The sequence below is a fragment of the Tistrella bauzanensis genome (assembly GCF_014636235.1).
Classification (GTDB): domain Bacteria; phylum Pseudomonadota; class Alphaproteobacteria; order Tistrellales; family Tistrellaceae; genus Tistrella; species Tistrella bauzanensis.
Map to the genome: position 1 here is coordinate 65,521 of NZ_BMDZ01000006.1, position 19,983 is coordinate 85,503.

16 protein-coding genes and 1 riboswitch are annotated in these 19,983 nt (G+C 70.7%); of the genes, 11 read left to right on the plus strand and 5 right to left on the minus strand.

Annotated features, from left to right (window positions below):
* The first annotated feature begins 27 nt into the window (after positions 1–27).
* From IEW15_RS04450 to IEW15_RS04480, 7 genes are all read left to right on the plus strand, one after another.
* Positions 28–273: a hypothetical protein gene (locus tag IEW15_RS04450; protein ID WP_188575330.1), complete on the plus strand. Its 246-nt coding sequence runs from the start codon at positions 28–30 to the stop codon at positions 271–273.
* Positions 274–388: 115 nt separating this feature from the next.
* Complete coding sequence (locus IEW15_RS04455) at positions 389–1,006, plus strand: cysteine hydrolase family protein (RefSeq protein WP_188575332.1); 618 nt, start codon at positions 389–391, stop codon at positions 1,004–1,006.
* 128 nt (positions 1,007–1,134) lie between these two features.
* A complete protein-coding gene (locus IEW15_RS04460; RefSeq protein WP_188575335.1) occupies positions 1,135–1,551 on the plus strand; it encodes a YciI family protein in 417 nt (138 codons plus the stop codon).
* Between the two features lie 52 nt (positions 1,552–1,603).
* The gene (locus tag IEW15_RS04465; RefSeq protein ID WP_188575430.1) at positions 1,604–2,836 is read left to right on the plus strand and encodes an RNA polymerase sigma factor; all 1,233 of its coding nucleotides are present in this window, start codon (positions 1,604–1,606) and stop codon (positions 2,834–2,836) included.
* A 74-nt stretch (positions 2,837–2,910) separates the two neighbouring features.
* Positions 2,911–3,456 (plus strand): DUF721 domain-containing protein, encoded by a 546-nt coding sequence (locus tag IEW15_RS04470; protein ID WP_188575337.1) that lies wholly within the window; start codon positions 2,911–2,913, stop codon positions 3,454–3,456.
* A gap of 146 nt (positions 3,457–3,602) precedes the next feature.
* A complete protein-coding gene (locus IEW15_RS04475) occupies positions 3,603–4,295 on the plus strand; it encodes a DsbA family protein (RefSeq protein ID WP_188575339.1) in 693 nt (230 codons plus the stop codon).
* Between the two features lie 51 nt (positions 4,296–4,346).
* Positions 4,347–8,645: a chromosome segregation SMC family protein gene (locus IEW15_RS04480; RefSeq protein WP_188575341.1), complete on the plus strand. Its 4,299-nt coding sequence runs from the start codon at positions 4,347–4,349 to the stop codon at positions 8,643–8,645.
* Between the two features lie 13 nt (positions 8,646–8,658).
* Here IEW15_RS04480 and cobO read toward each other — a convergent pair whose 3' ends face one another.
* The 3 genes from cobO to cobW are packed head-to-tail and all read right to left on the minus strand — an operon-like array spanning position 8,659 to position 14,258.
* Positions 8,659–9,288 carry a cob(I)yrinic acid a,c-diamide adenosyltransferase gene (gene cobO, locus IEW15_RS04485; RefSeq protein ID WP_188575343.1) on the minus strand — a complete coding sequence of 210 codons (630 nt, stop codon included), beginning with the start codon at positions 9,286–9,288 and terminating at the stop codon, positions 8,659–8,661.
* Entirely contained in the window at positions 9,285–13,184 is a 3,900-nt protein-coding gene (cobN, locus tag IEW15_RS04490) for a cobaltochelatase subunit CobN (protein ID WP_188575345.1), read from the minus strand. Before cobN ends, cobO begins: the two co-directional genes overlap by 4 nt.
* Before the next feature lie 21 nt (positions 13,185–13,205).
* Positions 13,206–14,258: a cobalamin biosynthesis protein CobW gene (gene cobW / locus IEW15_RS04495; protein WP_188575348.1), complete on the minus strand. Its 1,053-nt coding sequence runs from the start codon at positions 14,256–14,258 to the stop codon at positions 13,206–13,208.
* Positions 14,259–14,415: 157 nt separating this feature from the next.
* Positions 14,416–14,702, plus strand: a riboswitch (cobalamin riboswitch).
* 233 nt (positions 14,703–14,935) lie between these two features.
* On the opposite strand from cobW, the gene IEW15_RS04500 reads away from it, so the two are divergent.
* Complete coding sequence (locus IEW15_RS04500; RefSeq protein WP_188575351.1) at positions 14,936–15,736, plus strand: (2Fe-2S) ferredoxin domain-containing protein; 801 nt, start codon at positions 14,936–14,938, stop codon at positions 15,734–15,736.
* Positions 15,737–15,828: 92 nt separating this feature from the next.
* Positions 15,829–16,314 carry a group III truncated hemoglobin gene (locus IEW15_RS04505; protein WP_188575353.1) on the plus strand — a complete coding sequence of 162 codons (486 nt, stop codon included), beginning with the start codon at positions 15,829–15,831 and terminating at the stop codon, positions 16,312–16,314.
* 25 nt (positions 16,315–16,339) lie between these two features.
* Here the strand turns inward: IEW15_RS04505 and IEW15_RS04510 are convergent, their stop codons facing one another.
* On the minus strand, positions 16,340–17,407 hold the full coding sequence (locus IEW15_RS04510; protein ID WP_188575355.1) for an aldo/keto reductase: 1,068 nt from the start codon (positions 17,405–17,407) through the stop codon (positions 16,340–16,342).
* A 109-nt stretch (positions 17,408–17,516) separates the two neighbouring features.
* On the opposite strand from IEW15_RS04510, the gene IEW15_RS04515 reads away from it, so the two are divergent.
* Positions 17,517–18,413, plus strand: a complete 897-nt coding sequence (locus tag IEW15_RS04515) for a LysR family transcriptional regulator (protein WP_188575356.1) — start codon at positions 17,517–17,519, stop codon at positions 18,411–18,413.
* 42 nt (positions 18,414–18,455) lie between these two features.
* On the opposite strand, the gene IEW15_RS04520 is transcribed toward IEW15_RS04515, so the two are convergent.
* Positions 18,456–19,091: a glutathione S-transferase family protein gene (locus tag IEW15_RS04520; protein WP_188575358.1), complete on the minus strand. Its 636-nt coding sequence runs from the start codon at positions 19,089–19,091 to the stop codon at positions 18,456–18,458.
* 143 nt (positions 19,092–19,234) lie between these two features.
* Between IEW15_RS04520 and IEW15_RS04525 the strand changes: the two genes are divergently transcribed.
* Entirely contained in the window at positions 19,235–19,849 is a 615-nt protein-coding gene (locus IEW15_RS04525; RefSeq protein ID WP_188575360.1) for a TetR/AcrR family transcriptional regulator, read from the plus strand.
* Positions 19,850–19,983 lie beyond the last annotated feature (134 nt).

Sequence of the window (19,983 nt, forward strand, 5' to 3'; positions counted from 1 at the left end):
CCGTATCACGAACCCCGGAGACGTTCCATGCTCCCCTCCCCGCCCTTGGCCCCCGCCCTGCGGCCGCGGCCGGGCCCGCCGGCATTCGCCTTTCCTGCCCGCGCCCATCCGATCCGGCCGTCCATCATACGGCCCCTGTTGTTCCGCCTTGTCGCCCGGCTGTTCCATCCTGCCGCCACGACCGCCCATGGGGCGGTGCCGCGGGGCGAGCATCGCGCACTGAACCTGCCCGATCCGCTGCCTGAACCGCCCCGCCCGGTCTGGCCGTTCTGACCCCGTCATCTTCCGCCAGCATCATGGCATTGCCCTAGCCTGACTTGTCCAGCCCGCACCTGCCCCCCAGACCCCTCCTGCCCCCCAGTCCGCACCTGCACGGAAAGCCGATCCCATGCCCGTCACCGGCCCTGCCACCACCCTTCTCGCCCATGCCGGCGCCAGCCTCGCCCCGGCGGAGGCCAGCCGCGCCGCCCTGGTGCTGATCGACGTGCAGGAAGAATATCGCAATGGCCGTCTGCCGCTGGTGGGGGTGGATGCGGCGCTGGACGAGATCATCCGGCTGGTCCACCGCATGCGGCAGTTGGCGGTGCCGGTTTTCCACATCCGCCATCTGGGCCGGCCCGGCGGCGCCCTGTTCGACCCCGATGGCAGCGGCTCGCTGATCATCCCCGCAGCCGGCCCGCGCGGTGACGAGCCGGTGATCCCGAAGGCCCTGCCCGATGCCTTCACCGGCACCGATCTGGCCGGGCGGTTGCGCGCCGCCGGTCGCGACCAGCCGGTCTTCGCCGGTTTCATGACCCATATGTGCGTGTCCACCACCACCCGTGCCGCCCTGCATCTGGGCTTCAGCCCGACCGTGGTGGCGCGGGGCTGCGCCACCCGCGACCTGCCACCGGCCGGCGGCGAGGCCGAACCGGTGCCGGCCGAGCTGCTGCACCGCGCGACCCTGGCGGCGCTGGCCGACCGTTTCGCGGCGGTGGTGCCCGATGCCAGTTCCTGGGGCGGCTGAGCGCGCTCCGGATTCGGGCGACAAGTCTTTTTTCGGCATCCACCGCCGGCCTGTCGATCACGCGGGGCATCGTTCGTCGTATGGTTATCGCACCCGCTTCGGGTGCCCATCCGACAGGAGATGCGACGATGCGTGTGATGGTTCTGGTCAAGGCCACGGCCGACAGCGAAGCCGGCGTCATGCCCCCCGACGGCCTTCTTGAAGCCATGGGGCTGTACAACGAGGAACTCGTGAAGGCCGGCATCATGCTGGCCGGCGACGGGCTGAAGCCGTCATCCAAAGGCTGTCCCGTGGCTTTCGATGGTCCCAGCCGCACCGTGATCGACGGCCCGTTCGCGGAAACCCGCGAACTGGTCGCCGGCTATTGGCTGTGGGAGGTGAAGGACATGGCCGAGGCGGTGGAATGGGTGAAGCGTTGCCCGAACCCGATGCCCGGCCCCAGCGAGATCGAGATCCGACCGCTTTACGAGCTGTCGGATTTCGACGCCGTCATGACCCCTGAGGCGGCGGCGGTCCACGATCGGGTCCGGGACCGCCTTGGCTGAGATCGACCAGCAGGCGGGCACGGTCGCCCGGACGGTCGAGACCGTATTCCGGATGGAGCGGGCCCGCCTGATCGGCGGGCTCGCCCGGATGCTGCGCGATCTGACCCGGGCCGAGGATCTTGCCCAGGATGCGCTGGTCGCGGCATTGGCGACCTGGCCAGAGACCGGCATCCCCGCCAATCCCGGCGCCTGGCTGATGGCGACAGCCCGGCGCCGGGCCGTCGACCATCTCCGCCACGACCGGATGCGCGGCCGCACGCTGGCCGAATTGGCGCAGACCCCGGTGCCGGAGGTGCCCGAACATGACGGGCTGCGCCGGATCGCGCGCGTGGAAGCGGCCATGGACGATGATCTGGGTGACGAGGTTCTGGGGCTGATCTTCACCGCCTGCCACCCGGTGCTGACCCGCGAGGCGCGCGCCGCGCTGACCCTGCGCCTGATCGGCGGACTTGCGACCGACGAGATCGCCCGCGCCTTTCTGGTCAAGGAGGCGACCATGGCGCAACGCCTGGTGCGGGCACGGAAAACCCTGGCCGACGCCGGCCTTGCCTGGGAGATCCCGCGCGGGCCGGCGCTGGCCCCGCGGCTCGCCTCGGTGCTTGAGGTGATCTATCTGATCTTCAACGAAGGCTATGCGGCGACCGCCGGCCCCGACCTGACCCGGCCGGCGCTGTGTGCCGAGGCCCGGCGCCTGGGCCGGGTTCTGGCCGCCGCCATGCCGGCCGACCCCAAGGTGCTGGGCCTGAAGGCGCTGATGGACATTCAGGCATCGCGCCTTGCCGCCCGCATCGCCCCCGACGGGTCGGCCGTGCCGCTCGACGCGCAGGACCGGCGGCGCTGGGACCGGCTGCTGATCAGCCAGGGGCTGGATACCCTGGCCCAGGCCTGGAGACTGGCCGAGACCCGCGGCCCTTACACCCTTCAGGCGGCGCTTGCCACCTGCCATGCGCGCGCGCCGGATTTCGCCGCCACAGACTGGATGCGGATCGTCGGGCTTTACGACGACCTCGCGATGGCCATGCCGTCGCCGGTGGTGGCGTTGAACCGCGCGGTCGCCCATGGCATGGCCCACGGCCCCGAGGCCGGGCTGGCGATCGCCATGACGCTGGCCACCCTGCCGGCGCTGGCCGGATATGCGCCGCTGCCGGCGGTGATCGGCGACCTGCTGTTTCGTGCCGGACGCAAGGCCGAGGCACGGGAGCACTTCGTGGACGCCGCCGGGCTGACCCGTAACGCGCGTGAACGTGCCCATCTTCTGGCCCGTGCCGCCGCCTGCCGCACCTGACCCCCCTGTTCGGAAGGCCGTCATCGGCCTAGACTGGCCGCATCATCACCCGACCTGCCGCCACCGGAGCCCCGATGTCCGATCCCGCACCCGCCGCGAAGCGCCGGCCGGCGCCGAAGCCCGCCGACGAGGCGCCCAGGCGTATCCGGGCCGAGCGCCGGATCGCCGATCTGGTGCCCGGGCTGCTCGATCGCGATCTCAGGCGGCGCGGCTTCATGGCCGGCCGCATCGTCACCGACTGGCCGCAGATCATCGGCCAGCCGCTGGACCGGGTGACCATGCCGCTGGAGCTGACCTTTCCGCCCGGGAAACGCGCGGGCGGCACGCTCTATGTCAAGGTCGCCGGCCCCTTCGCGACGGAAATCCAGATGCTGGGCGACCTGCTGATCGAACGGGTGAATGCCTATTTCGGCTATGGCGCCGTGGCGCGGCTGCGCATCCGCCAGGGGCCGATCCCTGAAAGCCACAGCCGCCGCCGCGCGCCGGCGGCACCACTGCCAGCCGCCGAAGAGATGCGGTTGAACCGCATGTTCGACGGCACCGAAGACCCCGACCTCGCCGCCCGGCTGAAACGGCTGGGCCGTGCGGTGCTGGCGCGCAACGCGCTGAAAGGCACATGACGCCGATGCGGCCTCCCTGTGGGAATGGCCACGCCCGGAGCGTCTCTGCGACACCAGGTCACCGTATCGATACTGGCCTGAGCCGGCATCCCGCACTACACTCCCCAGCCAACCAAATCGCGTTTCAGCAGGAGCTTCGTCGTCCGGTGCGCAATCTGACCTATGGCCTGATCGGTATCGCCGCTGTCGCCGTCGTCGGCCTCGGTGCATGGCAGTTCGCCCTGAAGGACGAGCCGGCAGCAACGCCCGCCCAACCGGCCGCCGGCAGCAGCCAGCCCGCCGCCAACCAGTCGACGGCCGGTGCCTCGGCACTGGCTCAGGCCCAGCCCGGCGACCATGTGATCGGCGATCCGGCGGCGCCGGTGACGATCGTTGAATATTCCTCGCTGACCTGCCCGCATTGCGCGGCCTTCCACGCCACCACGCTGCAGGACATCAAGGCCCGCTATATCGATCAGGGCCAGGTCAAGGTCGTGCTGCGTCATTTTCCGCTGAACGAGCCGGCGCTGGTCGCGGCCAAGCTTGCCGAATGCGTGGCGCCGGAACGCTATGCCGGCTTCGTCGACGTGCTGTTCCGCAGCCAGGCGGAATGGGGCACGATGCAGGATCCGACCGAGGGCCTGAAGCGCTATGGCCGTCTGGCCGGATTGAGCGACGACAGGATGCAGTCCTGCCTGACCGATGGCGCGATCGAGGAGAAGATCCTGAGCCAGCGGCTTGAAGGCTCGCGCGTCTTCCAGATCGACAGCACCCCCACCTTCATCGTCAATGGCGAGAAGGTGACCGGCAATCTGCCGATCGATGAATTCGCCAAAGTCATCGACGCCAAGCTGCCGTAAGGTCAGACCAGCCATCGCCCGGCGGCCGCCGCCCGAGACCGGATCGCGCCGATGCAGTTCGTCCGCCTGATCCTGAGCGGGTTCAAATCCTTTGCCGACACCACCGAGGTCGAGATCGCGCCGGGGCTGACCGGCGTGGTCGGCCCCAATGGCTGTGGTAAATCGAACCTGACGGAAGCGCTGCGCTGGGCGATGGGCGAGGCATCGGCCCGCAATCTGCGCGGCGCCGAGATGGACGACGTGATCTTCGCCGGCGCCGAGGGCCGGGCGCGGCGCAATCTGGCCGATGTCACCCTGGTGCTCGACAATGCCGATGGTCGCGCGCCGATGCCGTGGACCGAGGCCGAGACCATCGAGGTCAGGCGGCGGATCGAACGCGGCCACGGCACCCAGTATCGGGTGAACGGCCGCCCGGCCCGCGCCCGCGACGTGCAGATCCTGTTCGCCGACGCCGCGACCGGCGCGCGCTCCACCGCCATCGTCGGTCAGGGCCAGATCGGCCAGATCATTTCCGCCAAACCATCGGATCGCCGCGCGATCCTTGAGGAGGCGGCCGGGATCAGCGGCCTGCATGCAAGGCGGCGCGAGGCCGAACAGCGCCTGACCGCCGCCGAGACCAATCTGACCCGGCTGGACGACATCATCGCCGCCCTGGCGCTGCGGGTTGCGGCACTGCGCCAGCAGGCACGCGAGGCCGGCCGCTATCGGCGGCTGTCGCAACGCCTGAGACTTGCCCAGGCCGAACTGATGCTGGCGCGGCGCATCGCCCTGGTCGAACGCCGGGCACGCGCGGCCGAGCGCGAAGCCGGCGCCGATGCCGCCATGCGCAACGCCACCGCCGATGCCGCCCGCGCCACCGCCGTGGCCCAGGCCGCTTCCGGGGCTGCCGAGGCCGCGCGTCTGGCGCTGGAGGCCCCGCGCGCCGGCCGCGATCTGGCCCAGGCCGAACTGGCACGGCTGGCGGCCGAAGCCGCGCGCATCGACACCCTGGCCGAGGAACTGGCCCGTGCCCGCACGGCGCTGGACGGCGACCGCGCCACCGCCACCGCCGATGCTGCGGGCGCCGAGGCCGAGCTTGACCGCCTGACCGCCGAGGCGGCGGCGCTGGCCGAGGCGGCGACGGCGATTGCTGCCGTCCGTGCCGACGACGCCACAGCGGCGACAGCGGCCGCAACCGCCATGGCCGCTGCCGAAGCCGCCCTGACCGATGCCAACCGCGCCCGCGCCGAGGCCGAGGCCAGGGCCGCCGGTGCCGCGCGCGACCTGGCCGCCCTGGCGCGCGATCGCGACCGGCTGGCCGAGGTGGCGCGCACCGCTGCCCGCGAGCTGGACGAGGTGACCCGCCGTCTGGCCGACCGCCGGCGTCTGGACGAGGCCGAGGCCCGGCTGGGACAGGTAGAGGCCGAGGCAGCGCGTGCCGCCGCCGTCCGCGACACCGCCGAAGCCGCCCTGCATATGGCCGATACGGCGCTGTCCCAGGCCGAGGCCGCCCGCGACCCGGCGGTGACCGCCGCCGCCGAAGCCGCCCAGCAGCTTGCCGCCCGCCATCGCGCGGTCGAGGAAGCCGGTGCCGCCGCCGAAGCCGCCCGCCGCCGCGCCATCGAGGTGGAAACCCGGTTGCGCAACGCCACCGCCCGACGCGATCAGGCCCGCGCCGCGACCGTCAGCCTGCCCGATCCGACCGCACTGGCCACGGCAGCCGATGATGCCGGGCGCCGCGCCGATGCCGCCGCCCAAGCCGCGCGCGCGGCGGACGCAGCCGAGGCCGAGGCCGAGGTCGCCTTCACTGCCGCCGAAACCGCCCTGCGCGCCACCCGCGCCGCCGAGGCCGATGCCACGGCGGCACTTGCGGCGCTCGCCGCCGAGGCCCGGGCACTGGACCGGCTGATCGCGGCAGAAGCCGGCGCCGAAGACGCAGGTGACGCAGGCGGGCCACCGGCAAGCGCCGCGCTGACTGTGGCCGACGATCTTGCCGCCGCCCTGGCCGTGGCATTGGGTGATGGGCTCACCGCCCGTCTGACAGCCGGGGCACCGCGCCACTGGGCCGATCAGGCAACGCCCGCGCCGGCCATGCCCGCCGCCATCGCCAATGCCGGCGCCCGGCCCTTGTCGGACCTGGTCCGTGGCCCTGAGATGCTGATGCCGGCACTGGCCGCGTGCTGGCTGGTGGCCGATGCCGACGCCGCCGAAGCCCTTGCCCCGGCCCTTCCGGCCGGCGCGGCGCTGGTCACCACCGATGGCGGACTGTGGCGCGCCGATGGCTATCGCCTGCGTCCGGATGCCGGCGCCGCCGGCGAGACATCGGGGGCCGCCGATCTGCGTCGCCGGGCGCGGCGGCGCGCGCTCACCACCGACATCGCCGAAGCCACCACCGACCGCGATGCCAGAGCGGCCGCGACCGCCACGGCCGCCGCCGCCTATCAGGCCGCCGGCAGCCGGCGCGAGGCTGCCCGCCAGGCCGCCGCCGAGGCCCGGCGCCATACCGCGACGGCGGCAGAGGCCGCGTCGCGCGCGGCCGCTGTCGTCCGAGACACCACCGCCCGTGCCGGCCTCGCCGCCGAAAAACTGTCTGCCGCCGAAGACGCGCTGGCCGAGGCATCGGCCGCGGCATCGGCGATCGCGGCCGATGCCGACCCGGCGGCCGGGCTTGCCGCCACCACCGCCGCAAAGGCCGAGGCCCAGGCGCAGGATCAGGCCGCACGCGCGGGGCTTGCCGCCGCCGATCAGGCGCTGGCCGAGGCTCGCCGCCAGCGTGGTGCCGCCGATACCGCCCTGCGCGGGGCCGATGGCCGCCTGCGCCAGTTGGACCGCCAGGTCAATGAAGTCCGCGCGGCGCTGGAGCGCGCCGAGGGCGAACAGCGCGGCCTGACCCGGCGCCGCGACCAGTTGGAGGCGCAGGCCGCCGCCAGCCGGGTCGAGTCCGAGGAGGCGGCGCGCCGCCACGACGATCTGGCCGACCGGCTGGCGGGCGACCGGACCGTCATCGAGACCCGCGCGGCGGCGGAGGCGGCGGAAGCCGCCCTCAACCCTGCCCGTGCGGCGCGTGACGAGATTGCCCGCCGGATCGCCGGCCATGAAGCCGAGGCCGCATCGCTGGCCCGACGTGGCAACGATCTGGCCGCCGATCGCGTGCGGGCGACCACCCGCCGGCAGGCGGCGTCCGACCGGCTGGCGGCGCTGGACCGGCGGCTCGCCGATCTGGATGCCCGCCAGCAGGCGATCGCCGGACAGCCCGATGCCCTGGCAGCCGCCCGCGCCACCGCCGATGCGGCACTGCGCGCGGCCGTAACCGCGCTCGACCGGGCGAGCGAAGAGCTGCGGCTGGCCGAGGCCGCCCGTGCCACGGCCGCCGCCGACGAGCGGGCCGCCACCGCCCGTCTGGCCGAAGCCCGCGATGCCGGCACCCGCGCCACCGGCCAGTCCGATCAGGTGCGCGAGGCCTGGAACGCCTTCGTCGCCGATCTGCGCGAACGGCTCAATCTGGGGCCGGATGCGCTGGAAGACGCGGTGCGCGCCGAACGCCGGCTGCTGGGCGACACCGACGACGACGCGGGCGAGGATGATGATGGCGAGCCCGAACTGCCGCTCTCAGGCCATACCGCGGCTGAGCCGGCATCGCCATCATCCCCACCATCGGCCGGCCCGCGCTTCACAAGCCCGGTGCTGCCATCGGCCGAGGAGCCCGTGCTGCTGCGCCGGGTGACCGATCTGACCCGCCGGCGCGAGGCGCTGGGCGCCGTGAACCTGCGCGCCGCCGAGGAATATGCGGCCGTGCGAACCGAGCACGACCAGATCCAGGGCGAACGCGACGATGTGCAGGGCGCGGTCGACCGGCTGCGTCGCGGTATCGCCGATATCAACCGCGACGGCCGCGCCCGGCTGCTGGCCGCGTTTCAAGAGGTCGATGGCGCCTTCGGCCGGCTGTTCGAACGGCTGTATGGTGGCGGTCGCGCCCGGCTGGAGTTGATCGAGCGCGACGACCCGCTGGATGCCGGGCTCGATATCCTGGCAAGTCCCCCCGGCAAGAAGCTGCAATCGCTCAGCCTGCTGTCGGGCGGCGAACAGGCGCTGACCGCGCTGGCGCTGCTGTTCGCGGTGTTCCTGTCGAACCCGGCGCCGATCTGCGTGCTCGACGAGGTCGACGCACCGCTCGACGATGCCAATGTCGACCGCTTCCTGTCGCTGGTCGAGGACATCGCCGCGGCCGGCCACACCCGGTTTCTGGTCGTCACCCATCACCGGATGACCATGGCGCGCATGGACCGGCTGTATGGCGTGACGATGATCGAACGCGGGGTCAGCCGGCTGGTCTCGGTCGACCTGTCGGAAGCCGAGCAGATGGTCGACTGACCGGACCCGACGATCAGAACTCGACGCCGGCCTGCGCCTTCACGCCATCGCGGAACGGATGCTTGATCATGGTCATCTCGGTGACCAGATCGGCGGCGGCGATCAGCGCATCGGGGGCGTTGCGGCCGGTGGCGATGACATGGGTGTCGGGGTGGCGGCGCGACAGCCCCTCGATCACCTCGTCGACCGGCAGATAGCCATAGCGCAGCACGATGTTGATCTCGTCCATCAGCACCATGCGGATCTCAGGATCGGCCAGCATCTCTAGCGTGGCGTTCCAGGCGGCGCGTGCGGCGGCCACGTCGCGGGTCCGGTCCTGGGTCTCCCAGGTGAAGCCCTCGCCCAGCGCCTTGATCGTCACCTGATCGGGAAAGCGTTCCAGCACCGTGCGCTCGCCGGTGTCCCAGGCGCCCTTCACATACTGGACCACACCCACCTTGAAACCATGGCCGATGGCACGCAGCACCATGCCGAAGCCGGCGGTCGACTTGCCCTTGCCCTTGCCGGTATGGACGATCAGCAACCCCTTCTCGATGGTCTTGCCGGCGACGATCTTGTCGCGGACCGCCTTCTTCTTGGCCATCTTCTCGGAATGGCGGCGGTCGAGGTCTTCAGGGGTCTCGGGCGTGCGACTGTCGGTCATCGGTCGGTCTCCGGAAGGGGCTGGTCCGCACGGCCGGCATGGCCGGTGGCGCGAAGGGCGGTCAGTTCATCATGAACGGCATTGCGGGCCGGGCGCCACAACCCGCGATCGATCGCCTCGGCGAAGCGCGCGGCCATCTCGTCCAGCACCGGGCGGTTGGCCTCGGCGATGAAGTCGCGCACCGCCGGATCCGCCAGATAGGCGTCATAAAGCTGGTCGAAATGGTGGTTGCCCACGGCATGGGTGGTGGCCGCGAAGGCGAACAGATAATCCACCGTCGCCGCCATTTCGAAGGCGCCCTTATAGCCGTGGCGCATCACCCCCGCGATCCATTTCGGGTTGGCGGCGCGGCCGCGCACCACGCGGGCGATCTCGGCATCGAGCGTGCGGATCACCGGCAGTTCAGGACGGCTGTGATCCGGATGCCAGACCACCGGCGCCTTTCCGGACAAGGTTTCCACCGCCGCCGCCGCCCCGCCCTCGAACTGATAGTAATCGTCGCTGTCCAGCAGGTCGTGTTCGCGGTTGTCCTGGTTCTGGACCACCGCATCGGCGCGTGACAGGGCGGCCGCGAACAGGCCGCGGGCGCCCTCACCCTCGGCGCCCGCACCATAGGCATGGCCGCCCCAGGTGAGATAGGCCTCGGCCAGATCGGCGCGGCTGGTCCAGCCGCCCTCATCGATCAGCGCCTGAAGCCCGGCGCCGTAAGCCCCCGGCGCCGAACCGAACACCCGGAAGCCTGCGGCACGCGCGGCAGCCTCGCCATCGGCACCATCGGCTTCCAGCCGGGCCCGGTCGTCGCGCATCGCCGCCGCGATCGGGTTGGTCTCGTCATCCTCGTCGCCAATCGCCGCCACCGCGCGCGCAGCACTGTCGAACAGGTCGATCTGGGCCGGGAACGCATCGCGGAAGAAGCCCGATACCCGCAACACCACGTCCACCCGCGGCCGGCCCAGCAATGCTGCCGGCAGCACCTCGAACCCGACCACGCGGCCCGAGATGTCGTCCCAGCGCGGCCGGGCGCCAATCAGGGCCAGCGCCTGGGCGATATCATCGCCGCCGGTGCGCATATTGGCGGTGCCCCAGGCGGTCAGCACCATCCGGCGCGGCCACATGCCCTGTTCCTGGACATGGGCGTCGACCAGCAGGCCGGCCGATTTCCAGCCCAGCGTCCAGGCGGCGGGTGTGGGCAGCGACCGGCTGTCGAGCGAGAAGAAATTGCGGCCGGTGGGCAGCACCTCGGGCCGGCCGCGCGTCGGCGCGCCCGAGGGCCCCGGCGCCACGAACCGGCCATCGAGGCCGCGCAGCAAGGCCGTCATCTCGGCCATGCCACAGGCCTCGATCGCCGGCCTGATCACCCGGTCGGCCATGGCGAGGACCGCGGCGGTGCGGCTCCAGACCGGATCGGCCGGCCGCGTGCCCGCGACCAGATCATGGGCCAGGGTTTCCAGCCGCTCGATCGTGTCGCCGGCGCTGCGCCAGCCGGCGGCATCGCCCAGCACGGCGGGCCTCGGCCCGGTCCAGGGGGCGGCGAAATCGCGTGACAACGGATCGAACCCGCCATCGGCAGGGTCACTCAACCCCAGATCAAGCGCCAGCGCCCGCAGGATCGACGCGTCCCCGCCCCCATCAGCCCCGGTATTGCCCGTCTGACGCGGGCTGCGCAGGATGGCGACCAGCAATTCGGTCAGGCGGTCGCCATCGGGGCTGCTGCCGAAGATGTGCAGCCCGTCGCGGATCTGAAGTTCCTTGATGTCGCAGAGATGGGCGTCGATCCGGGCCAGCGCCGCCTCTTCGGCCATGCCGGCCTCGACGCCGCAATCCTTGTCGAGCCCCAGCCTTGCCGCCTCGGCGACGATGCCGCGCCCCAACTCCGGCAGCCGGCGCGGGTCCAGCCCTGTCGCCTCGTAATATTCATCGACCAGCGCCTCCAGCCGGCCCAGCGGGCCATAGCTGCCGGCGCGGGTCAGGGGCGGGGTCAGATGATCGACCACCACCGCCGCCGTCCGGCGCTTGGCCTGCGCGCCCTCGCCGGGATCGTTGACGATGAACGGATACAGATTGGGCAGGGGGCCCAGCACCGCTTCCGGCAGGCAATCCGCTGAGAGCGCCAGCGACTTGCCCGGCAGCCATTCCAGATTGCCATGCTTGCCGACATGCACCACGGCATCGGCGCCGAACGCCGTGCGCGCCCAGCCATAGAACGCCACATAGCCATGAGGTGGCGGCAGGGCCGGATCGTGATAGCTCTCCACCGGATCGATGTTGTAGCCACGCGCCGGCTGCACCGCCACCGCCACCCGCCCGAAGACATGCACAGGCAGGCGGAAGGCGCCATCGGCCACGAAGGGATCATCGGCCGGATCGCCCCAGCGGCCGCTGATCCGCGCCGCCGCCCCGGCCGGCATCGCCGCCAGACAGGTGCGATAGGCATCGAGGCTCCAGGCGATACCGGCCATCTGATCACCGCCATCCGTCGCCGCCGAGGTGCGCCGTCGGGTCAGGTCGTTGGTGGGGCCTGCCAGCAACCGGGCCATCAATGCGGCGCCATCGGTCGGCGCGTCGCCGGTGTCATAGCCGGCGGCCGTCAGCGCACCCAGAATCCGGGCAACGCTTTCCGGCGTGTCCAGGCCGACGCCATTGCCGATCCGGCCATCACGGTTGGGATAATTCGCCACCACCAGCAGCACCCGCCGGCGCGCGGGCGGTGTCAGGCCCAGCCGCACCCAGGCGGCGGCCAGCGCCGCCACGAAGTCCACCCGGTCGGGCTTCGGCGCCTGAACCAGGATCGGGCATTCGGTCGCGGCATCCCAGCAGGCCTCGGCCTTGAAGGCAACCGCGCGTGTCAGCACCCGGCCGTCGATCTCGGGCAGGCTGACATGCATGGCGAGGTCGGCGGGGCCAAGCCCGCGATGCCCGCCCGCCCAGGCGGCCTCGCTCGCCCCCGACAGCACCACCTGCAACACCGGCCGGTCGAGCCCGTCGAAGGGCGTGCGGGCCGGCGCGCCCGCCCCGGTCGCCGATCCCAGCGCGAAGGCTGTGGTGTTCAGCACGATGGCGGCCCCGGCCCGGTCGAGCGCCGCGCGCACGAAGGCCGCCGCCGCCGGATCCTTCAGGCTCTGGGCATGGATGGCCAGTGGTGTCAGCCCCTGCGCCGACAGGGCCGCCGCCAGCGAATCCACCGCCGCCGTCTGGCCGCCAAGGGCCAGCGCGCGATAGAACACGATACCGGCGACCGGCCGGCCGGTCGCCACCGCCGCGTCGATCCGCTCGATATCGGCGCCGCTCAAGCCATGCAGAGGTTGGTCAGGGGCGCTGTCGGCGGTGCTGCCATCGCCCGCCTCGGCCAGGGCCGGATGCAGGCCGGCCGGCGGCAGCGGCACCGGCGCCGGGCCCGGTTCGGCGCGCCGCCCCAGCAGATGCTGGGCATGGAGCAGCAGCCCGCAGGCATTGCCGACGCCATTGCCCGAGAAATAGGCCAGCACCCGCCGCCGCTCCGCCGGCGACACCGTCGACAGCCCGTCGAGCGAGGCATCGGGCTTGTCGTCGCCGGGGATCACCACCAGGGCGATCGGCCGGGCGCGGGCGATCTGGGTCAGCCGCTCCAGCCCATAGGGCCAATAGGCGGTGCCGCCAAGCAGGCGCACGATCACCAGCCGGGCATGGGCCAGCGTCCGGTCCACCCACAGATCCACCGACATCGGGTGCTTCAGGCGCTGAAGATTGACCAGCCGCAGCCCGGGTGCGGCATCGCCCAGCCGGTCCCGCGCTGCCGACAGGCAGGCAAGTTCTGTGTCGGCGGCGGTGACCACCACCATTTCGGCCGGGCTCTGGCGCAGGTCGATGGCTTCGTCGCCATCGTCGATCCGGCCGGGTTCGGCTGCCAGCAGATGCATCGGGGGCCGCCCCGCCCGGCCCTAGGCCGCGGTCCGTCCGCCGAGTGCGGCAGCAACCGCCCCGGCATCCAGCCCCTGCGCGCCGATCACCACCAGCCGCGACCGCCGGGCCTCGCCGGCACCCCAGGGCCGGTCGAAATGCTGCTGAAGCCGTGGCCCCACGCCCTGGACCACCAGCCGCATCGGCTTGTTTGTGACTGAAACGAAACCCTTTACCCGATAGATCGGATGATCGGCCACCGCCGCCGCGATCCGCCGGCTGATGTCATCAGGACTCATGCCGTCCGGAAGCTCGACCACGAAGCTCGCAAAGGCGTCATGGCCGTGCTCTTCCTCGCTGGTGCCGTCGTGATGGCTGGGTCGCGACGCGATGTCATCCTCGGCCGCGGCGCCGATCCCCAGCAGCACGGCGGGGTCGACCCTGCCCTCTGCCGCCTCGATCACCCGGGTCGCCGGCCGCAATTCGGGCGCGATCGCCGCATGGGCACGGGCCAGACCGGCCGCATCCAGCAGATCGGTCTTGGTCACGATCACCATATCGGCGCAGGCCAGTTGATCCTCGAACAGCTCGTCGACCTCGGCCTCATGGTCGAGCGAGGTATCGGCGGCGCGCTGACGATCCAGCGCCTCCGGGTCATTGGCAACCCGGCCTTCGGCGAGCGCCGCGCCATCGACCACCGCGATCACGCCATCGACCGTCGCCAGGGTCTTCACCGACGGCCAGGCGAAGGCCTGTACCAGCGGCTTAGGCAACGCCAGCCCGCTGGTTTCGATGATGATGTGATCGGGGCGCGGCTCGCGGGCCAGCAGCGCTTCCATGGTCGGCAGGAAGTCATCGGCGACCGTGCAGCAGATGCAGCCATTGGCCAGTTCGATCACGTTTTCATCAGGGCACGTGTCTATTCCGCAACCCTTCAGCAGATCGCCATCGATGCCGACATCGCCAAATTCGTTCACGATCAGCGCCAGACGCCGACCGCCGGCATTCTCGATCAGATGCCGGATCAGCGTGGTCTTTCCCGCGCCGAGAAAGCCGGTGACGATCGTCGCAGGTATTTTCGACCGGGTGCTCATGCGCGCCTCGCGTTGGTTCAATCGGGTCGGGGCAACGGTAGAGGCGTGTGGGGGCCGCCGTCAATCCGCTGTCTTCAGACCGCATGGCGAACCGGCCGACGCCATTCCGGTCTCGTCGACGCCGTGAAAACGCGTTGCAGACGCAGGTCCGGCAGTCTAGCATCAGCGCTGCACAGGTGCCGTCGAGTGGCCCGATCAGGGTTACTCGCGGAGAATTGGGAAGTCGGCACGCGATCCCGGATCACCCGATCCGGCATGGCGGAAGCCGACGCTGCCCCCGCAACGGTAGGACACGCGGCAAGCCCGTCGCAGCCACTGGGTTTTACCCCGCCAGCATCGGCCGGGCACCTGGGAAGGCACGGGCCCGGAGGATCAGGACCATGACATGGTTCTGCACGCCTCCCGCAGTCGAGCCCGGAAACCAGCCTGCGACACGACCGGCAAGCCGCGGAGGGCGGTGCGCGCTGATCCAGGGCCGCGCATGCGGCTGTTCCGGACCCGCCGGACAGCCCGCCCCATATGCCGCCCCCCGGACATCGCCGCACCCACCTCCGCTGTCAGCCATTGACCCATGGACCGCCGATCCGTTTCGGCGGAGGCGACTGGTGACGGTGCAGAGATGGCGATTTATATAGATACATCAAACCGTTATCGGCCATTCGCAGATCGCGGCCGCGATGCAGGCTGACCACACGACGTCAGCCTCGCCGACGCCAGCCTCACCGACGATTGCCCGGATCGACCACGACGCGGTCATCCTGCTGGTGCGACGCGGCCAGGGCAGCCCGCGCCGGCTGGAAACCCTGCGCGCGGCGGTGGCCGCCCGGCTGCGGGACATCTCAGGCTTTGACGGGCCGGTGGTGCTGGCCTTCACCGAACTGGCGGTACCAGCCGTCTCGGGCGCGCTTGGCGACCTGGCCGGCGGCGGCCATCGCACGGTGCTGCTGGTCGATCTGGTGGTGCCGGCCGAGATGAGCCTGCGTGGCTGGCTGCCGGGTGCCCTGCATGATTGGGCACAGCGCCATGCCATCACCCTCGACATCAGCTTCAGCGCCCCGGTGGAGGGCGACCCGCTTTTCATCGACGCGATCGCCGCGCGCATCGCCGCCAGCGACCACGACAACATCCGCAACAGCCCCGCCATCGACACCAGGCCGTCATGGAACGACCCGCCGGATCATGCCCATCACATCTTTGCCTGTGACGGGCCACGCTGTGCCCATCGCGGTTCGGGGCCGGTCTGGACGGCGTTGCTGGCGGCGCTGGAAGCGGCGGGTCTGCGCGCAAAAGCCACCGACCGGGTGATGATGACCCGCAGCCGCTGCCTGTTCCCCTGCAATCGCGGGCCGGTTCTGACCCTGCATCCCGGCGGATACTGGTGTGCGGTGCCCGATGCCGCCGCCGCCGCCCGCATCGTGGACGAGCATCTGAAACAGGGCCGGCCGGTCGGCGATCTGCTGTTCCGTGCCGCCACGTGACCGGTGGTCGCAGGCCGGCCCCGCCGCTTGTCATCCCGTCGGGGTGAGCCCATAAGATGTATATGCAATGCATTGAATGATGAGGCTCTGCGATGTCGCTGCACCCCGAGGGCGGCCCCGAACGGCGGGCCGCGCTGACCGTCCGGATCATCGAGGAAACCGGCCTGACCGAAACGGTCATCGCCCGGGTCGTCGACAGTTTCTATGACCGGATCCGCGTCGATCCGGTGCTCGGCCCGATTTTCGCGGCCCACATCGCCGACGAGCGCTGGCCGGCGCATCTGGCGCAGATGCGCCGGTTCTGGTCATCGGTGGCGCTGATGACCGGCGATTATCATGGCCGGCCGATGCCGGCGCATCTGCCGCTGCCGATCAGCGGTGCCGATTTCGATCATTGGCTGGCACTGTTTCGCGACACCGTCACCGCCATCTGCACCGAGGCCGGCGCCGCCCTGCTGATCGACCGGGCCGGCCGCATCGCCGCCAGCCTGGAGATGGGCATCGCCGTCGGCCGAGGCCAGATGCTGCGCCGGGGGGAACGGCTGTCGCCGGCGGCCGCCGCCGAGCCGGTATCCTGAGTCACGGTCAACGGCGCCACCACCGTCAACGGCCGACGACTGTCACCCCGCCCGACATCACCGCGCGGGTGGTCGCGCGTGCCAGCATCTCGTGCGGGAAGCCCGGATCGATCGCGCTCACCTCTGCCAGTTGCCGGCGCTGAGCGTCATCGAGCCTGACCGCCAGCGCCCCCAGATTTTCATCGAGCTGCTGAACCGTCCGCGCGCCGATGATCGGGGCGGCCACCGCGCCGTTCAACATCGTCCAGGCCAGCGCCACCTGCGACGCCGTGGCGCCACAGGCTGCCGCCACGGCCCTCACGACATCCGCGATCGCCAGCGACCGCGCGGTCAACGCGCCGTTCGCCCTGGCGAAATCGCGGCGGGTAGTGGTGGTCGCCGCCCCGGCGTCGCGCCCCAGATCCGACCGGCTGTATTTACCGCTGAGCACGCCGCTTGCCAGCGGCGACCAGGGTATCACGCCAAGCCCCATTTCACGCGCCATCGGAATCAGATCCCGCTCGACAGTGCGCTCAACCAGGCTGTATTCCACCTGCAGCGCGATCAGCGGCGACCAGCCGCGCAGATCGGCGATCGCCTGCATGCGCGACGCCTGCCAGGCCGGAATATCCGACAGCCCCAGATAGAGCAGCTTGCCGGCGCGGACCAGATCGTCCATCGCGCGCAGTATCTCCTCGACCGGCGTCGTCCCATCCCAGGCATGGAGATATAGCAGGTCGAGATGGTCGGTCTTCAACCGGATCAGGCTCTGCTCCACCGACCGCACCATGCTCTTGCGATGATTGCCGCCTGAATTGGCGTCGCCCTTCCGCGTCGGCAGGGTGTATTTGCTGGCGATCACCAGCCGGTCGCGACGCCCCGCGGCGAACCGGCCCAGCATGGTTTCCGCGCTGCCATCGGTATAGGCGTTGGCGGTGTCGATGAAGTTGCCGCCCCGGTCGACATAGGCATCGAAGATCCGGCGGGCGGCCGCCTCATCCGCCCCCCAGCCCCAGTCGGTGCCGAAGGTCATGGTGCCCAGCGCCATCGGCGACACCCGCAAGCCCGAGCGACCGAGCAGGCGATAGTGATCAAGGCCGGAAATGTCATGCATGGTCGTCTCCCGTCATGGCCATCTGGTCCATCCGGTGTGAGCATCGCCGCTGCGCATTCTGCAGAGAATGGCTTATGATCTGAATGAACCATGAAGAAACGGGGGCATAATGAGAGGGCGTGACGTCGCCGAGCTGCGGGCCTTCGCGGCTGTCGCCGAGCATGAAAGCTTCGCGCGCGCCGCGGCCCATCTGGGCATGACGCCATCGGCGCTCAGCCAGACGATCCGCACCCTGGAAGACCGGCTGGGGGTGCGGCTGCTGAACCGGACCACCCGCAGTGTCGCGATCAGCGACGCCGGCGCCAGCCTGCTGGCGCGCATCCTGCCGGCGCTCGCGGAACTCGATGTCGCGGTCGATGACCTGACCCGCAATCGTGAAAGCCCGCACGGTGTTCTGCGGCTGAACGTGACCCGGGATGCGGCACTGCATTACATAGCACCCCTGATCGCCCCGTTCAGCGCCGCCTGTCCGGCGGTCATGCTCGACATCACGGTCGATGATCGTCTGGTGGACATCGTCGCCGGCGGCTTCGATGCCGGCGTCCGCCTGGGCGAAACCGTGGCCCGCGACATGATCGCCATCCGCCTGGGCGGCGCACAGCGCATGATGGTCGTGGCAGCCGCGGCCTATCTGGATCGTCACGGCACACCGTCATCGCCGCGCGATCTGGGCCGACATCGCTGCCTCAACTATCGCTGGCCCACCAGCGGCGCCCCCTATCGCTGGGAATTCAGCCGCGATGGCGAGGCCTTGACCGTCGCGGTCCCGGGCCCGGTGATCACCAATGCGCCCGACATGCTGGTGCGCGCCGCCCTCGATGGCGCCGGGATCGGCTGCTTCTTCGCCGATCTGGTTCGCGACCACGTTGCGGCCGGGCGGCTGCGGCATCTGCTGGCAGCATGGTCACCGCCCTTTCCCGGCTTCTATCTGTATCATCCCAGCCGACGTCAGGTGCCGCCGGCGCTCCGGGCCTTCATCGATTTCATCATGCGGCCGCAGGGATAGCCGTCACCCGGCCATCCCCATATAACCACATAACCACGGCACTCAGGCCAACCCCTCACGCGCCAGCGCCCGCCGCACCGCCGGCCGGTCCAGCACGCGTTCCGCCTGGGCATGCCAGTTCGGATACAGCCCCGCCATGTCGGTGCCGCCGCGCAGCCCCCACAGATAGAAGACCAGCAGGAACGCGTCGACCACCGAATAGCGGTCGCCAAGCGCCCAGTCGCGTCCGGACAGGCGGGCATCGATGCGTGCCGACTGGTCCGCGATGGTCCGGGCCGCGCGGGCACGGATGCCATCCTGCGCCGCCGGATCGTCGCTGAACCGGGTGCTGCGCCACAGCCCGCCATAGCCCTGGCCATGCATCACGCCCGACAACTCGCTCAACCATTCCAGCGCCCGGGCATGACCCAGCGGATCGGCGGGCAGCAACCCGGCTTGCGGGTGGCTGAGCGCCAGATACATCAGGATCGCCGGCGCCTCGGTCAGCGTGTCGCCCGCGGCCGTCACCAGAACCGGCACCCGACCCTTGGGGTTGACCGCCAGGAAGGCGGGCGCCCCGGCCTCACCCGCCTTGACGTCGACAGCCCGGTCCTCATAGGCGAGATCCAGATCCTCAAGAACGATCCGCACGGCCAGCGAGCAGGCGGCCCTGGCATAGAACAAGGTGATGTCGGACATGGCGGCGGGGGCTCCACAAAAAAACGGTCTGTGGATTATTAGTGAACGATCGTACTTTTTGGTCAAGGCCCCTATGCTGGATCGGCGCCGAGGCGACGCCGCGGCCAGATATGCGACCAGGAGCGGATGCCAGGAGCGGATAGATGAGCAAAGCGGAGACCACCCGGCGGCGGATCATCGCCGCGGCGCTCGACCGCGCCAGCCTGCAGGGCATGCAGGGGCTGAGCCTGGGGGAACTGTCGGCGGCGCTCGGCATGTCGAAAAGCGGGGTCTTCGCCCATTTCGGGTCGAAGGAAGCGTTGCAGGCCGCCCTGCTGGACGCCATGCAGGACCGCTTCGCCGCCGTGGTCTGGCGCCCGGCACGCGCGCAGCCACCCGGCCGGGCGCGGCTTGCGGCGGTGTTCCTGAACTGGCTGGCCTGGGTGGATGGCCATCATCTGCCCGGCGGCTGCCCGCTGACCGCGGCGGCTGTGGAACTCGACGACCAGCCGGGCCCCTTGCACGACAAACTGGTCGAGGGTCAACGCCAGTGGCAGAACCTGCTGGCGGAACTGGTCTCGGCCGCCGATGATCGCGCCAGCCCCACCGGCTGCGACCGCGACCGCGCCTTCCTGCTGTTCGGCATGGTGCTGGCCTATGCCCAGACCAGCCGCCTGCTGCGGGATCCGGATGCACGCGACCGCACGCTGAATAGTTTTGCCCGGATCATGGGCTTCCAGGCGACCGGCGGCCCGCCATCCGGTACGGCGCAGCGGTGAGGTGATGAACTGTCACACCGCCGGAAAAGCGATGTATTTTTGTCCCGCTCGCCCGAGCCGGACGATGAATCGACCGGAAATCCGATCATGACGCTTGAATTTCTCTCAGAATACGCTCATGTTCAGCCCGTCGA

Bases quoted from the DNA above. Each gene is read 5' to 3' on its own strand.
- cobO (WP_188575343.1), bottom strand. From the start codon at position 9,288: ATGACCGACAGTCGCACGCCCGAGACCCCTGAAGACCTCGACCGCCGC.
- IEW15_RS04470 (WP_188575337.1), top strand. From the start codon at position 2,911: ATGTCCGATCCCGCACCCGCCGCGAAGCGCCGGCCGGCGCCGAAGCCC.
- IEW15_RS04500 (WP_188575351.1), top strand. From the start codon at position 14,936: ATGCAGGCTGACCACACGACGTCAGCCTCGCCGACGCCAGCCTCACCG.
- IEW15_RS04510 (WP_188575355.1), bottom strand. From the start codon at position 17,407: ATGCATGACATTTCCGGCCTTGATCACTATCGCCTGCTCGGTCGCTCG.
- IEW15_RS04460 (WP_188575335.1), top strand. From the start codon at position 1,135: ATGCGTGTGATGGTTCTGGTCAAGGCCACGGCCGACAGCGAAGCCGGC.
- IEW15_RS04465 (WP_188575430.1), top strand. From the start codon at position 1,604: ATGGAGCGGGCCCGCCTGATCGGCGGGCTCGCCCGGATGCTGCGCGAT.
- cobN (WP_188575345.1), bottom strand. From the start codon at position 13,184: ATGCATCTGCTGGCAGCCGAACCCGGCCGGATCGACGATGGCGACGAA.
- IEW15_RS04450 (WP_188575330.1), top strand. From the start codon at position 28: ATGCTCCCCTCCCCGCCCTTGGCCCCCGCCCTGCGGCCGCGGCCGGGC.
- cobW (WP_188575348.1), bottom strand. From the start codon at position 14,258: ATGAGCACCCGGTCGAAAATACCTGCGACGATCGTCACCGGCTTTCTC.
- IEW15_RS04480 (WP_188575341.1), top strand. From the start codon at position 4,347: ATGCAGTTCGTCCGCCTGATCCTGAGCGGGTTCAAATCCTTTGCCGAC.
- IEW15_RS04505 (WP_188575353.1), top strand. From the start codon at position 15,829: ATGTCGCTGCACCCCGAGGGCGGCCCCGAACGGCGGGCCGCGCTGACC.
- IEW15_RS04525 (WP_188575360.1), top strand. From the start codon at position 19,235: ATGAGCAAAGCGGAGACCACCCGGCGGCGGATCATCGCCGCGGCGCTC.
- IEW15_RS04515 (WP_188575356.1), top strand. From the start codon at position 17,517: ATGAGAGGGCGTGACGTCGCCGAGCTGCGGGCCTTCGCGGCTGTCGCC.
- IEW15_RS04520 (WP_188575358.1), bottom strand. From the start codon at position 19,091: ATGTCCGACATCACCTTGTTCTATGCCAGGGCCGCCTGCTCGCTGGCC.
- IEW15_RS04455 (WP_188575332.1), top strand. From the start codon at position 389: ATGCCCGTCACCGGCCCTGCCACCACCCTTCTCGCCCATGCCGGCGCC.